Source organism: Alcanivorax sp. VBW004, from assembly GCF_009718865.1.
Lineage (GTDB): Bacteria > Pseudomonadota > Gammaproteobacteria > Pseudomonadales > Alcanivoracaceae > Alcanivorax.
Window position 1 is genome coordinate 2,218,883 of sequence record NZ_WNHC01000001.1, and the last position, 14,423, is coordinate 2,233,305.

General features: G+C 58.4%; 12 protein-coding genes. 7 read left to right on the forward strand and 5 right to left on the reverse strand.

The annotated features are described in order from the left end of the window. Positions 1-138: 138 nt before the first annotated feature. The gene (locus F1529_RS10170; protein WP_230457762.1) at positions 139-909 is read right to left on the reverse strand and encodes an enoyl-CoA hydratase/isomerase family protein; all 771 of its coding nucleotides are present in this window, start codon (positions 907-909) and stop codon (positions 139-141) included. A 171-nt stretch (positions 910-1,080) separates the two neighbouring features. On the opposite strand from F1529_RS10170, the gene F1529_RS10175 reads away from it, so the two are divergent. The 5 genes from F1529_RS10175 to F1529_RS10195 all read left to right on the forward strand — a co-directional run bounded on the left by F1529_RS10175 (position 1,081) and on the right by F1529_RS10195 (position 6,107). Then, positions 1,081-1,758, forward strand: a complete 678-nt coding sequence (locus F1529_RS10175) for a histidine phosphatase family protein (protein WP_007150389.1) — start codon at positions 1,081-1,083, stop codon at positions 1,756-1,758. Between the two features lie 84 nt (positions 1,759-1,842). After that, positions 1,843-3,051: an acyl-CoA dehydrogenase family protein gene (locus tag F1529_RS10180; RefSeq protein WP_007150816.1), complete on the forward strand. Its 1,209-nt coding sequence runs from the start codon at positions 1,843-1,845 to the stop codon at positions 3,049-3,051. Positions 3,052-3,133: 82 nt separating this feature from the next. Continuing rightward, positions 3,134-4,180: a phosphotransferase family protein gene (locus F1529_RS10185; protein WP_155134386.1), complete on the forward strand. Its 1,047-nt coding sequence runs from the start codon at positions 3,134-3,136 to the stop codon at positions 4,178-4,180. Positions 4,181-4,334: 154 nt separating this feature from the next. Further along, complete coding sequence (locus tag F1529_RS10190; RefSeq protein ID WP_155134389.1) at positions 4,335-5,099, forward strand: SDR family oxidoreductase; 765 nt, start codon at positions 4,335-4,337, stop codon at positions 5,097-5,099. A gap of 237 nt (positions 5,100-5,336) precedes the next feature. Continuing rightward, a complete protein-coding gene (locus F1529_RS10195; RefSeq protein WP_155134392.1) occupies positions 5,337-6,107 on the forward strand; it encodes an SDR family NAD(P)-dependent oxidoreductase in 771 nt (256 codons plus the stop codon). A gap of 71 nt (positions 6,108-6,178) precedes the next feature. Here F1529_RS10195 and F1529_RS10200 read toward each other — a convergent pair whose 3' ends face one another. From F1529_RS10200 to F1529_RS10210, 3 genes are all read right to left on the reverse strand, one after another. Continuing rightward, positions 6,179-8,239, reverse strand: a complete 2,061-nt coding sequence (locus tag F1529_RS10200) for a TonB-dependent receptor (protein ID WP_155134395.1) — start codon at positions 8,237-8,239, stop codon at positions 6,179-6,181. Positions 8,240-8,420: 181 nt separating this feature from the next. Continuing rightward, positions 8,421-9,356, reverse strand: coding sequence for a metal-dependent hydrolase (locus F1529_RS10205; protein ID WP_155134398.1), 936 nt, complete (start codon positions 9,354-9,356; stop codon positions 8,421-8,423). Positions 9,357-9,536: 180 nt separating this feature from the next. Then, positions 9,537-10,961 carry an aldehyde dehydrogenase family protein gene (locus F1529_RS10210; RefSeq protein ID WP_155134401.1) on the reverse strand — a complete coding sequence of 475 codons (1,425 nt, stop codon included), beginning with the start codon at positions 10,959-10,961 and terminating at the stop codon, positions 9,537-9,539. A gap of 318 nt (positions 10,962-11,279) precedes the next feature. Here F1529_RS10210 and F1529_RS10215 point away from each other — a divergent pair, with 318 nt between their 5' ends. Continuing rightward, positions 11,280-12,080, forward strand: coding sequence for an IclR family transcriptional regulator (locus tag F1529_RS10215; protein WP_007148720.1), 801 nt, complete (start codon positions 11,280-11,282; stop codon positions 12,078-12,080). Between the two features lie 363 nt (positions 12,081-12,443). Continuing rightward, on the forward strand, positions 12,444-12,875 hold the full coding sequence (locus F1529_RS10220) for a PaaI family thioesterase (RefSeq protein WP_196220394.1): 432 nt from the start codon (positions 12,444-12,446) through the stop codon (positions 12,873-12,875). Positions 12,876-12,997: 122 nt separating this feature from the next. Here F1529_RS10220 and F1529_RS10225 read toward each other — a convergent pair whose 3' ends face one another. After that, positions 12,998-14,422, reverse strand: coding sequence for an efflux transporter outer membrane subunit (locus F1529_RS10225; RefSeq protein WP_155134404.1), 1,425 nt, complete (start codon positions 14,420-14,422; stop codon positions 12,998-13,000). Position 14,423: the final 1 nt, after the last annotated feature.

Genomic DNA, 14,423 nt, shown 5'->3' on the forward strand with positions numbered 1-14,423 from the left:
ACGCCAGACGCTAGAAGCAGTTAGGTTTTTCGGCTGTTTGCTTCAGGCACCGGGCGTTAGGCGCCTGGCGCCCCCCGCAGTGAATTGATCAGGCAACACTCTCAAACCATTGCCATTCCCTCAATGGCGTCATGAGCTTTATTTCTTCAGGAACCCGGCGAACATCGCCCGCGTGTCGTCACTGAACATGCGCTCGGCAAACATCACACTTTCTTTTTCTATCTGCGTCTTGATGGCGGCGTCACTCAGGCGCGTCAGCTGTTTGGTCATGGCGATGGCGGCCGGGGTTTTTGCGGCCAGTTTATCCGCCAGTGCCTGCGCTTTGGTCTCCAGCTCGGCCACGCCCACCCGATAAGCAATCAGTCCCATCCGCTCGGCTTCCTCCGCGCTGAAGGTATCCCCCGCGAGCAACAAACGGTTGGCGTTCTGGCGACCAATCAGGGCGGGAAGAATCAGGCTGGAGCCGGCTTCGGGCACCAGGCCCAGGTTGATAAAGGCGGTGTGGAAGCGGGCGTCATCGGCGGCAATGACCAGGTCGGCGTGCAGCAACATGGTGGTGCCGATGCCGGTGGCGTTGCCCTGTACCGCCATGATGACGGGTTTATCCAGAGCCATCAGGGCATGGATGAGCACCATCGCCGGGCTCAGTTTGCCGTCGTCGCGGCTGGCCGGGTCCGCCTGCAGGAAGTCCTGGATATCGTTGCCCGCGCAGTAGCTGCGCCCTTTGGCAGTAATAAGTAGTGCATTCAGGTCATCCTGTTCTGCCAGGTGTTGGACCGCTGCGGTGAGGTCCTGATACATGGCGACGGTGAGCGCGTTGAGCTTGTCAGCGCGATCCAGGGTGACGTGCAGCACGGCGTTGTGCTCACGGGTTTGAATAAATCCGCTGGTGAGTGTCAGGTCCGTCATGGCGAATCTCCGGAAAGGGAAAACCATGGACGATATCGGAACAGTGTTCCGAATAATAGTTATTGCGGAATGCATAGAATTTATTGAGCGGGATGCAAAATATCAATTTCACTAACTAAAGACCCTGATCTAGTCTGGTCCAATCGCTTTTCAGATCACGAGGATTCGCGCATGACCCAGTTCTATCTTGTCCGCCACGGGCAAGCGTCGTTCGGTACCGATAATTACGATCGCCTTTCCGAACTGGGTCACCAGCAGGCACGCTGGCTGGGCGAGTATTTTGCCGAACGGGATATGGGCTTTGATGCCCTGGTGTGCGGTGACCTGGTGCGTCACCGGGAAACCGGGGCCGGCATTTGCGAAGGCCTGGGCGTGGCCTTGCCCGAAGACATTCAGCCGGGGCTTAACGAATTCGATTTCCAGTCGCTGGTGGATGCCTATCTGACGCAGCATCCGGATCAGGTGCCCGGTGAAGGGGCTCCGGTGGCGGCGTTCTATAAGGCTCTGAAAACCGCCATGAAACACTGGCGCATGGATACACTCACTGGCGATCTACCGGAAACCTGGCAGGGCTTTTCCGACCGGGTTGCCGGCGCTCGCGATCACATCCAGCAACAGTACAGCGGCAAGGACCGGGTGCTGATTGTCAGCTCCGGCGGAGCCATGGCCATGTTTATCAAGCATGTACTGGGGGCGTCGGATGATGCGGTGGTAGAGCTGAATCTGCAGATTCGCAACAGCAGTGTGAGCCACGGCTTTTTCAATCAGAAGGTGGTGCGCATGGCGAGTTTCAATAACGTGCCGCATCTGGACCGTCCGGACCGCTTCGAGGCGATTACTTATTATTAAAGAAAGACATTCAGCACCCTTGATGGCGCCTTTGCCTGTAGCGTGAGGTGTGCTGCGTGCCGCATTTTTCAATGGGAGAGCTTCATGGATTTTCAGTACACAGAAAAAATGCAGACATTGATCGCCCAGGTGCGCGATTTCATCAACACCGAAATTCGCCCGGTGGAAGGGTTGTACCACGAGCAGCTGGAAAAAAGCCCGTGGGAAACTCCGCCGATCATGGATGAGCTGAAGGAAAAGGCCAAAGCCAAGGGCCTGTGGAACCTGTTCCTGCCCAAGGAATACGGGGAGTACAGCGCCGGCCTGAGCAATCTGGAATATGCCCCGCTGGCGGAAGAAATGGGTCGCTGCCGCATCGCTTCCGAGGCGTTCAACTGTGCCGCACCGGATACCGGGAATATGGAAGTGCTGGCCAAATACGGCAACGAAGCCCAGAAGAAAGAGTGGCTGCAGCCGCTGCTGGAAGGCCGGATTCGCAGTGCCTTTGCCATGACCGAGCCGGAAGTGGCGTCTTCCGATGCCACCAACATTGAGACGCGTATCACCGAAGACGGTGATGACTACGTCATCAATGGCCGCAAGTTCTACATCAGCGGGGCCATGCGCAAGACCTGTGAAATCATGATCGTCATGGGCAAGAGCAGCCCGGACAACCCCAACCGCCACCAGCAACAATCCCAGATTCTGGTGCCCACCAATACGCCGGGGGTGAACATCGTCCGCCCGATGCAGGTGTTTGGTTACAACGATGCTCCGGAAGGCCATGCGGAAGTGATTTTCGACAACGTGCGTGTTCCCAAGGCCAACATGATTCTGGGTGAAGGCCGGGGTTTCGAAATCGCTCAAGGTCGTCTTGGTCCGGGCCGGATTCACCACTGCATGCGCCTGATTGGTGCTGCCCAGGAAGCGTTCGAGCTGATGTGCAAGCGGGTCAACCAGCGTGAAGTGTTTGGTGCGCCCATGAGCAAGCAGGGTTCCGTGCGCGAAGATATCGCCAAATCCTACTGTGAAATCGAGCAGGCCCGGCTGCTGACGCTGAAAGCGGCAGACGCCATGGATCGCGCGGGTAACAAAGACGCCAAGGATTTGATTGCTATGATCAAGGTGATTGCGCCCAATATGGCGTTAAATGTCATCGATCGGGCGATTCAGATCCACGGTGCCGTGGGCCTGAGCCAGGATACGCCGCTGGTTCACTTCTTCAGCTATGCGCGCACCCTGCGTCTGGCCGATGGCCCGGATCAGGTGCACATGATGCAGCTGGGCCGGAACATGGCCAAACAATTCGCCTGATTTCAGGTGCTGGCCCGGAGCGTTAACAGCGCTCCGGGCTTTGCTATTAGCGCAGCAGAACAGAGAAGAACAGGAGAGCTCCATGTCCCAGGTGGATACACTGGATACACAGAAACTGGCTGAATACCTAGAGCAGCATATCGACGGCTTCAAAGGCCCCATCGAAGCGGACAAGTTCGAGGGTGGTCAGTCCAACCCCACCTTCAAGATCACTGCCGCCTCCGGCGCCTATGTGCTGCGTCGTCAGCCGCCGGGCAAACTGCTCAAGTCCGCCCATGCGGTGGATCGCGAATTTCGTGTTATGGCCGCATTGAAGGACATCGATGTACCGGTGCCCAATGTGCTGCACCTGTGCGAAGACCGTGATGTTATCGGCTCCATGTTTTATGTGATGGAGTTCTGCGAAGGGCGCATCCTGTGGAGTGCCGGGCTGCCTGAAATGGGTGAGGGCGAAGCGGCGAATGCGGTGCGTGGTGAAATGTACTCGGAGATGAACCGGGTGCTGGCGGCCATGCACAGTGTGGATCTGGAGGCCGTTGGCCTGACGGATTACGGTAAGCCGGGCAATTATTTTGAGCGCCAGCTCGGCCGCTGGACCCAGCAGTACGAAGCCTCCAAGTTGCAGGGAATTCCAGCCATGGATTCGCTGATTGAATGGCTGCAGGCCAATCAGCCGGAAGACGATGGCCAGGTATCGCTGGTGCACGGTGATTACCGCCTGGACAACATGATGTGGCATCCGGAAAAACCGCAAGTCATTGCGGTGCTGGACTGGGAGTTGTCCACCCTGGGCCACCCGCTGGCGGACCTGGCGTATCAGTGCATGGGCATGCGAATGCCACAGCGTGGCGCCAAGATGGCCGGCCTGCAGGGCAAGGATCGCACCGCGCTGGGTATCCCCACCGAGAAAGAATACGTGGCCATGTATTGCGAACGCCGGGGTATTTCCCATATCGATAACTGGGAATTTTACCTGGCGTTCAGCTTCTTCCGTCTTGCGGCCATCTGTCAGGGTGTGGCGAAACGGGCTGAAGACGGCAATGCCTCCAACAAGCAGGCTGCCGAAGTGGGGGCCCTGGTCGAGCCGTTGGCTACCATGGCCATGCAGATCATCAACGAAGGGGCGTAAAAGGCCGCTTCACGCTGCACGCAACAGGTAACACGGTAAATCAAAAACAGAACTTACAGCGCGGCATCAGGATTGGACGTTTGCTCCGGGCCTGATCCGTGTTGTCGCGTGTTGCCTGACGCGTGTTGCGTCAATTTTAATCGGGAGAGTCGTAATGAGTACCAAGCTTTTTAACCTTGAGGGCAAGATTGCCCTGGTCACCGGTGCAAGCCGGGGTATTGGCGAAGAAATTGCCCGTCTGCTGGCAGAGCAGGGCGCTCATGTGATTGTGTCCAGCCGCAAGATTGATGGCTGTCAGGCGGTTGCTGATGCCATCAAGGCTGACGGTGGCAGCGCGGAAGCCTTTGCTTGCCATGTGGGTGAACTGGCACAGATTGAAGCAGTGTTTTCCCATATCCGTGACGTGCACGGCAAGCTGGACATCCTTGTGAATAACGCTGCCGCCAATCCGTTCTTTGGCCATATCCTGGATACCCCGGTAGATGCCTTCGACAAGACTGTCGACGTGAATCTGCGCGGCTATTTCTACATGTCGGTGGAAGGGGCCAAGTTGATGCGTGAACACGGCGGTGGTGCCATCGTGAATACCGCTTCAGTGAACGGTTTGACTCCCGGTGAAGGTCAGGGGGTCTATTCCATTTCCAAGGCGGCTGTTATCAGCATGACCAAGTCTTTCGCCAAGGAATGCGCACAGTTCAACGTGCGTGTGAATGCCTTGCTGCCGGGCCTGACCAAAACCAAGTTTGCCGGTGCCCTGTTCACCAACGAAGACATCTACAAACAAGCCCTCAGCCAGATTCCCATGCGCCGCCATGCGGAGCCAAAGGAAATGGCCGGCACAGTCCTTTACCTGGTTTCCGATGCATCCAGCTTCGTGACCGGTGAGTGTGTTGTGGTTGATGGTGGCTTTACCATTTAACACTAACGTTGCTATCAAACCGCTGTAGGAGTTCCCTTCCAGGGGACGAACCGCGCGAAGCCCGAAGGGCGTTCTCGGTATGGCAGGGCGGGATGGATTTTTAGCGTACTGCTGCTTAGCGTTTTGCCACCTTCGTTCGCGCCCTTAACGGCGCTCCTGCAGCGGCTTTGTAGCAAGTGATGGATGTTAAAGCGGAGAGTGAGTTTGCCTCGCCGCGGTTCGACGAAGGAGAACACAATGGATCCGATTCTCGATTTTACCGGCAAGACGGCACTGATTACCGGTGCCGCCAGCGGGTTTGGCAAGTTGCTGGCAGAAGAGCTGGGCAAGCGCGGGGCCGCGTTGGTGCTGGGCGATATTAATATGGATGCGCTGAATCCGCTGGCCGATGCGCTGGCGGGGCAGGGTGTGAAAGTCGCTGCGTTGCGCTGTGATGTCTCCAGCGAAGCCGACTGCAAGGCCATGGTGGATACGGCGTTGTCCCAGTTTGGTCACCTGGATCTGGCGGTGAACAATGCGGGTATTGCCCACGGTTTTATTCCGTTCGCGGAGCTGACCGAAGAAGTGCTGGATCAGCAGATCAATGTGAACGTGAAAGGTGTCATGTTCGGCATGAAGCACCAGATTAATGCCATGAAGGCAGGCGGTGGCAGTATCGTCAACGTGAGTTCCATGGCGGGATTGGGTGGCGCGCCAAAGATTGGTGCCTACTCGGCGGCCAAGCATGCGGTGATTGGCCTCACACGCACCGCAGCGGTGGAATACGCCAAGCGCAATATTCGGGTCAATGCGATTTGCCCGTTCTACACCCATACACCAATGCTGGATGAGGGTGAGCTGTCGCAGGATAGAGAGCAGATGCATGCCATGCTGGCATCCGGGTGTCCGATGAAGCGCCTGGGGCAGCCTGCGGAAATCGTGACAGCCATGTTAATGCTGCTGTCACCAGCCAATAGCTACATGAATGGTCAGACCATTGCTGTGGACGGTGGGGTGTCTGCATTCTGATCGGTCTTTGCACCACAAAAGCCTCGCTCTGCGGGGCTTTTGTGGTGGTCGAATAATCCCGCCTTTTTTTCTCACCATCCAATCGTCATGCCAGCATAGAGAGTGCGCCCGGGCGCAGGTTCAAAGTAGCCGCGGTCGGCAGGATCGGGCCTGTCGCTGTTCGCGTTGATGCGAATATTGCTGTAGTAGTCACGGTCGAAAAGATTGTTGATGCCGGCGTGTAATTCCAGCTCCCGACGATTGAAATGCCAGCGTTTTCCAATGCGGGCGTTGACCACGGTATGGCTGCCGATGCGAGTCTCATTGGTGTTTTCCGCATAAACCGCGCTGGCAAAGCGCGCATCGCCGATAATGAAGATACCGTTACCCGGGCGCCAGGCGGCTTCGGCAAAGACAATGTGTTGTGGCAGACCAGGCATGTGGTTATCGCTCACATCCTGGCCCTGTTGTTGATCGACGAAACGCTCGAAACGGTAGTGAGCCCAGGTCCAGGCCAGTGTGGTGGTGAGCGTGTCGTGGGTGAAATGTTCAAGCGCCAACTCCATGCCTTCGCGGCGAGTGCGGGCGGCATTTTCATAGAAAGTGCGGCCGCCGAGTTCGTATGGCGTGATTTCATCTTTCACATCGACGCTGAATAGCGTCAGCTCATAGAGCAGGTCAGTGCGCAGGCTGCCGCGCAAGCCTATTTCCTTGTTCAACGCTTCTTGGGGTTTCAGGTCTGGATTGAATCCGCCCACGCCGGCGGGGTTCGCCAGCTCAGTAAACGTGGGAGTTTCAAACGCGGAGCTGACAGATGCGTACAGGGTGTGGGCGGGGTGGGCGTGCCAGGCAATGCCGGCACTGAAGCTTCCTTCATTGAATTGCTGATTGCCACTGTTGTCACCATCGCTGAGAAGATCGTCGTCTATCCGGAATTCAATGCGGTCGGCCCTGGCGCCGAGAGACAGTGTCAGGCTGTCCGTAATGAAGCTGTCTATCTGCAGAAAAAGTCCGTTGCTGGTGGCGATCTGGTTTTCGTTTGCAGTGATGCCGGTAACGGCGCCGTTGGCACTGACGCTGCGGCGTCCCCGGTCATCATGCTGGCGATCCATATCGACGCCGATCAGGTAACGGTGTCGCAGCCCGAACAGGTCCAGGTCGTGGCTGTATTCCACCCCGATTCCATAGAAGAGCCGCTGGTAATCAATCAGGCTGCTGCCGGGAAAGGGAAGTTGCTGATTAAAATCCCGCTGGCTGATGAATGCCTGTGTTTGCAGCAGGCCCCCACCGAGGGCGGCATGACGGTAACGAACCCCCAGCCGTTGCTGATCCACTTTCTGGCCCGCATCGAGTTGCTCTGCCAGGGTTGTTGCCTGCGTTCTGTCTGCGTGGGCCTGACGGCGTGTCAGGCCGCTGGGATCTTGGCCATAAGGGGTGTCCAGTGCCGTCAGGAACAGGTCAATGTCTTGTTCGTTATCCAGTTCCCAGCCGATGCGGCTGTTAACGAGATATTTTTCCACGGCGCTTTGTTCCCGGTAGCCCTCGTAATTGAGACCGGTAACGCCGAGGTAGTAATGCGCGTTGTCTTTTCTGCCGCCGCTTTTCAGGTGCGCTTTTCGGTAACCGTCTTCACCGCCAGACAGCTTCAGCTCACCGTTGCCGGTGATGGTTTTTCCTGACAGGGATTCGAGGTCGATAACGCCGCCGGTTGCGTTGCCGTAAAGCACCGATGATGGGCCGCGTAATACGGTTGCCCGGTAGAGAGAATCCAGGTCAATGCTGTCTACTTGTGACTGGCCATCTGGCAGTGTCTCGGGGAAGCCGTCAACACGGATGCGAAGCCCGCGTACACCGAAAGGGGCGCGGGCACCAAACCCGCGGATGGACAAGCGCTGGTTCTGGGCAAAGTTGTACCGGTTTTGCAGATAAAGACCGGGCACCCGGGCAAGGCTTTCATCGAGTTGGAGGTGCTGCTGGCCCTGTTGGGCCTTGCGGGTATCTACCACGCTGACGGCAGCGGGGGTGTTCAGCAGGCTGCGTTCCATTCGGGTTCCCTCAACCCGGATGCTGTCGAGTTCGATGGGTTCCGACAGGGCCGCCAGCGGTAACTGAACGGTCACGAGCCCCAGTGTGAGTCGATGGAAAAAAAGCATAGGGTATCTACGGACTTTATGGCTGGCGGTTAGCGCTACGCTATGTGCTTACGCGCTTGTCCTCAATAGATCCGCTGAGAAATCCCTGTCTTTTCTGTCGCTTCTTTTTCCTCAACGTATTCTGAAACCAAAAAAAGGGCCGCATTGAGCGGCCCTTTGAGAGAGTGCGGCAACGCCTACATCAGTGGGCTTTTTTGCCCTTGCGCTGGCTGGCCTGGGCATGTTGCTCGGTGAGCATGCCATCGGCGCCGAACAGTTTCTCGCGCCATTGGTCCAACAGGGCATCGGTGTCGTGCTGCGAGGGATGGAAGTCCCGCTTGAAGAAATCCAGATACTGGGGCGCCAGCTTGGTGAACAATCCCTTGCGGCCGAACAGGAATTTCATGCCCTGCCAGTTGTTTTTCAGCTGCAGCAGGCGGCCGTCTGAGGCCAGCATGCGGGCCTGGAACACGGCCAGTACGGCAAAGAAAATCACGGTGGTGGGGATCATGGCTCCCGCACGAATAGCGTAACTACCGCTGACCTTTTCATAGACATCATAGGCGACGGTTTTGTGTTCGTTTTCTTCCAGAGCGTGCCATAGCCACAGTTTTGCGGTGGCTTCATCGAGGATTTTTTCCTGATGCTCACTTTCGCGCAGCAGTTGTTCGGCAATGATCGCAGTGTAATGCTCGAGACACACGGTGGCGGCCAGCTGGAAGATCTTGGGGGTGCGTTTTTGCACCAGGCCCAGCAGTTTGCCCAATGACTTGTCCAGCTTGTCAGTGGGGTAGCCGAATTTCACGCCCATTTCGTTCCAGGCTTCATGCTCTTTGCTGTGCATGGCTTCCTGACCAATAAAGCCGGCCACTTGCGCTTTCAATTTGCCGTCGGTGATGTCTTTACGGTAATGGCGCACGGAATCCACGAAAAAGGCTTCGCCTTCCGGAAACAGGGCAGACAGGCTCAGCCAGAATGCGCTCAGGAAGGGGTCGTTGTCATAGAAGTAACGCGCCGTGGTCTTGTCATCGAACTGGAAGTCGAGACGACGGGGCGGAATATTGACGGTGGCGCCCAACGGGACTTTCTGGGCCTTTGCCTGGCCGGACGCAATGGTGGTGGATGCTGTTGTTGTCATGGTGTCCTCCTGATCTCTGGCGGCAGGGGCGCCGCTGAATGTCACACTGTGACATTTGCTGATGTAACGATGGTCGGGGTTACAGCAGATCAGGTAAATGGCACTTTGGCGCCCCGGGCGGGGCGCTAGTGCCAGTACACAAAATGAGGGATTTTGTGTCGGGTTATGACAGGGAAGGCATTACCCCGGCAGGAACAGGGATTTGGTTTCCAGGAACTCTTCAAAGCCGAAGCGGCCCCATTCCCGGCCAATCCCGGATTGTTTGTAGCCCCCAAAGGCGGCCTGTACATCCGGGCCGGCCCCATTGATATGGACGTTGCCGGTACGCAGGCGTGTGGCCACCTGGCGGGCCTGGGCATCATCCCCGAAGACATAGCCGGACAGGCCATATTCGGAGTCGTTGGCAATCGCGACGGCATTGTCCACGGTGTCGTAGGGGATCATCACCAGCACCGGACCGAAAATTTCTTCCCGGGCGATGGTCATCTGATTGTTCACCTCACTGAATACCGTGGGGCGGGCGAAGTAACCCTTGGTGATACCGTCGGGCTTGCCGGGGCCGCCGGCAACCAGTTTGGCGCCTTCTTCCTGGCCTTTCTCAATCATGGCCTGCACGCGCTGGTATTGGCGGCCATTGGCGATGGGGCCCATCACGGTGGCGTTATCTGCGGGGTCGCCGACCACGACCTGGTCGCAGACCTGCGTTGCAATGCGTTCGGCCTCGGCCAGTTGATCCGCCGGCACCAGCATCCGTGACGGGGCATTACAGCTCTGTCCGGTGTTGGTCATCATGGAGCGCACTCCGTGGGTAACAGCCTGCTCCAGATCGCAGCCTGGCAGCAGGATATTGGCGGACTTGCCGCCCAGCTCCAGCGACACGCGTTTAATGGTGCTGGCCGCTTCCCGGCTTACCGATTCCCCGGCGCGGGTGGAGCCGGTGAGAGACACCACATCAATGCGCGGGTCGCTGGACAGCAAGGGGCCTACGGCCGCGCCATCGCCATACACCATATTGAAGACCCCGGCGGGGACTCCCGCTTCGTCGATAATCCGTGCCAGCAAATTAGCAGACAGCGGGGCGAATTCGCTGGGCTTGAGCACCATTGTGCAACCGGCGGCCATGGCGGGCGCGACCTTGCACATGACCTGGTTCATGGGCCAGTTCCAGGGCGTGATCAGGGCGCAGACACCGGCCGCCTCCCGGCGGATCAGTGATTGGCCCGCGGTTTCTTCAAACGGGAACTCCCGGGCGATGCCCAGAGCAGTTTTCAAATGGGCAAGGCCCATGGGGGCCTGCACCTTGCTGGCCAGGGAGATGGGGGCCCCCATCTCCTGGCTGATGGCCTCGGCCATTTCCGGCAGGTGGGCCTGATAGGCTTCGAGCATTTTTTCCATATAGCCCAGTCGCTCTTCCAGTGACAGAGCGGACCAGGTGGGGAAGGCCTGGTGGGCGGCGTCGATTGCCGCATCAATATCGGCAGCCTGTGCCAGCGGCAAGGTGGCAATCTGTTCTTCATTGGCGGGGTTGATAACGGCGTGGGTGGTGGCTCCCGGCGCGGGAGAAACCCAGCTGCCGTTGATGTAGAACTGCTGCAGCGTATCCATGGAATCGTCCTTTTATCGGTCTTCCATTGTGTGTGGTGGGTCAACATTACAATAATGAAACGTAATTTTAAAATATTGACCGCCATGGCTGAAGCGTGACATGGTAAATGTTCCTGCCGTGCCCGCGCCCCCATTGTGCTTGAGAGAGGGACGTCGGGCCATGGCCGGTTTGAGCCGCGGGCAAGCGGTGTCTTAGGCAGGCGAAACGCTTTTTGTTATATTTGCGAGCCTAATACATAACTATAAATGGAATCGATGTCCGGTTAGCCGGAACAACCGGTTTCAGCCAACCCGAAGCCTGATACAGGAACGAGAAGAATGCGTAGAGCTGTTGCCGATCTCGGCGCCAATGATAAAGACCGTAATTTCGTCACGGCCCTGGCAAGGGGGCTGGATATTCTTCGTTGCTTTGGGCCTTCGGATGAATACCTTGGCAATGCGGAGCTGGCCAAGCGGACCAGCATTCCCCGCCCCACCGTATCGCGGATGACCGCGACCCTGACACAGCTGGGCTACCTGCGTTATGTGCCGCAGCTGGAAAAATACCGGCTGGGGCCGGGCGTACTGGACCTGGGCTACCGCTATCTGGCCAGTGAGGGGGTGCGGGATCTGGCGCGGCCTTACATGCAGGAGCTGGCGGATTCCACCGATTGCATGGTCGCCATTGGCGCGCCGGATGGCGCTCAGGTGACGTATATCCAGGTTTGCCAGGGCAATGGCCCACTGGTGTTGCGGCTGGATATCGGTTCGCGGGTGCCCATGGCCACCTCGGCATTGGGCCGGGCGTTCCTGGCGGCCACGCCGGAAGTCGAGCGGGAAATGTACTACGAGCAGATTCGCCAGCAGGACCCGGCGGCCTGGCCGGCGCTGGAGCGCAGCCTGCAGAGTGCCTATGACGAATATGAACAATACGGCTTCTGTACCTCTGACGGAGAATGGAACCGCGACGTGAGCGGCGTGGCGGTGCCGTTGATTCTGGATGGTGGCGCCCAGGTGGTGCCGTTCAACTGCGGGGGGTCATCACTGCGCTTGAGCCGCAGAACGCTGCTGGAGAATCTGGGGCCACGGCTGAAAGACGTGGTCGGGCAGGTCGCGCAGATGGTACAGGGCCGCGCCTAAACCGCTGAGCAGTGGTACCGGGCCACAGGTAAAACTAAGGAACCTCTGAATAACTCCTTGCGTACTCAGTCTTTCAGGCTGGTTCGCAATCTATACCCCATTCGGGGGCACAGAGGGCGCGCTTTTGAAGGTGTCCCCTAACTGGGATCGAGATATGTCCATCCATCAAAAAAGCGCAACAACGAGTGCGGGCCAGCCTGAAAGACCCGAAGGGCGCGGCCTGGAGCGCCCATCTGCTGCGCCTTGTCTCTCGGAAAGGGAGCCACCCTGACCATCGAGACAAGACACAACAGCTGCACGCTTCAGGTCACGCTGAGCATGCAAGGAGTTATTCAGAGGTTCCCTAACAATGAGTGCGAGAGTATGAGTGCAGTTCCGCCCTCCAAAGGGTTTTCCCTGGCTGATGCCAATACCCGTTTTGATATGGGTTTTCCCTCCCTGGTGGGGTTTCATTTCCTGGAATGGGAAGAGGGCAGGGCCGTGCTGGGGTTGCAGATCGAAACGCGGCATTTGAATCTGGGCGGCGTCATTCATGGTGGGGTGCTGGCTACCCTGATGGATGTGGCCGGGGCCTGTGCCGGGACCTGGAGCCCGGACCCTACGCACATTCGCAAGGCGGTTACCCTGTCCATGACCACCACGTTTACCGGGCAGGCCAGTGAAGGCTTGATCCGCGCGGTGGGTATCCGCCGTGCCGGAGGCACCCGGATCTATAACAGCACCATGGAAGTGTTCGATGAAAAGGACACGCTGCTGGCGCTCGGTGAGGCAACCTTCCGTTTACGCAGCGAGTAATGTCCTTCCGCGTTATCTCTTGCCGTTTGCAGCCTTGAGAGGCCTCTGTCCCTTTTGTTTTGCAGGTCGGATTAGCCGCGTAGCGGCGTAATCCGACATTTGTCTGTATTTTTCAAAACATACTAACGGCTGGCCATGTGGGTGGGCTGCTGTGCCTCCCAGCCGCCGCCGAGTGCGCGATACAGTTCTGTTTCATTGGTCAGCTGCTGCAGCTTCAGCGTCACCAGTTGCTGGCGGGCGGAGAGCAGGGTGCGCTGGGCGTCCAGCACCGCAAGGTAGTCATCTGCACCTTGCTCGTAGCGTTGCTGCGAGAGCGTCAGGGACTGCTCGGTGGCGGTGACCAGTGCCTGTTGGGCCTGCTGCTGGCGGGCCAGGGTATCGCGGGCCTGCAGGGCGTTGGCCACTTCCTGGAAGGCGGTCTGAATGGCTTTTTCATACGTGGCTACGGCCTGATCCTGACGCACTTCAGCCAGATCCAGATTGGCCTTGTTGCGGCCGCCAGAGAATATCGGCAGGGAAATACTGGGGCTGAACGACCAGGCTTTGGAGCCGCTGTCGAACAGGCCAGACAATTCGCTGCTCATGCTGCCATAGGCGCCGGTGAGCTGAATGCTCGGGAAGAAGGCGGCTCGCGCGGCACCGATGCTGGCATTGGCAGCGCGTAGCTGATGCTCCGCCTGCTGCACGTCCGGTCGCTGGGTCAGGAGGCTGGATGATAGCCCTTCCGGTACCGGCGCCACCAGGGAGAGGGTGTCGCTGTTCAGGTTCACCGATTCCAGTGCGGGCAGGGGCCCGCCAACCAATACGGCCAGGGCGTTGTAATCCTGGCTGACCTGGCGCTCAAAGCTGGCCTGGTTGGCGCGGGCGCCTTGCAGGGCAATCTGTGCCTGTCGTACATCCAGTTCTGTGCCCAGCCCGCTTTCGAAGCGCCGCTGGATCAGTGCCAGAGAATCCTCTTGTGCGGCGACCGTTTCACGGCTGATCGCCAGATTCTGACGGTCGCTGACCAGGGTCAGGTAGCTTTGCGCCACCTGGGCCACCAGTGCCAGCTGGGTGCTGCGCTGGGCCTCTTCACTGGCCAGGTAAGTTTCCAGAGACGCATCCTTGAGGCTGCGTACGCGTCCGAACAAGTCCAGTTCCCAGGCGGTGACGCCAACCTGAACACCGTATTGATCAGAAAGGGTGGAGCTGCCGGTGGATGACAGGTCGCCGGGCAGGCGCTGGCGAGTGCCGCTGCCATCCACGGACAGGTTCGGGTACAGGTCGGCGCGCTGGATCTGGTACTGGGCGCGCAGGGCGGCCACATCCAGAACGGCCAGGCGCAAATCCCGGTTGTTATCCAGTGCGCTCTGGATGAGTTGTTGTAACTCGGCGCTTTGGTACAGCGTGGACCAGCCCGGCAGTGTCAATTCGGCGGTGCCGTCAGCGGTGGTTTCGCCCAGCTGGGCGGGTACCGGGGAGGCCGGTTGTTCGTAGCTGGGGGCCAGGGTGCAGCCACCCAGCATCAGCCCGCCCAGAAGGGCGAGCGTCAGAGGGTTACGGGTCATC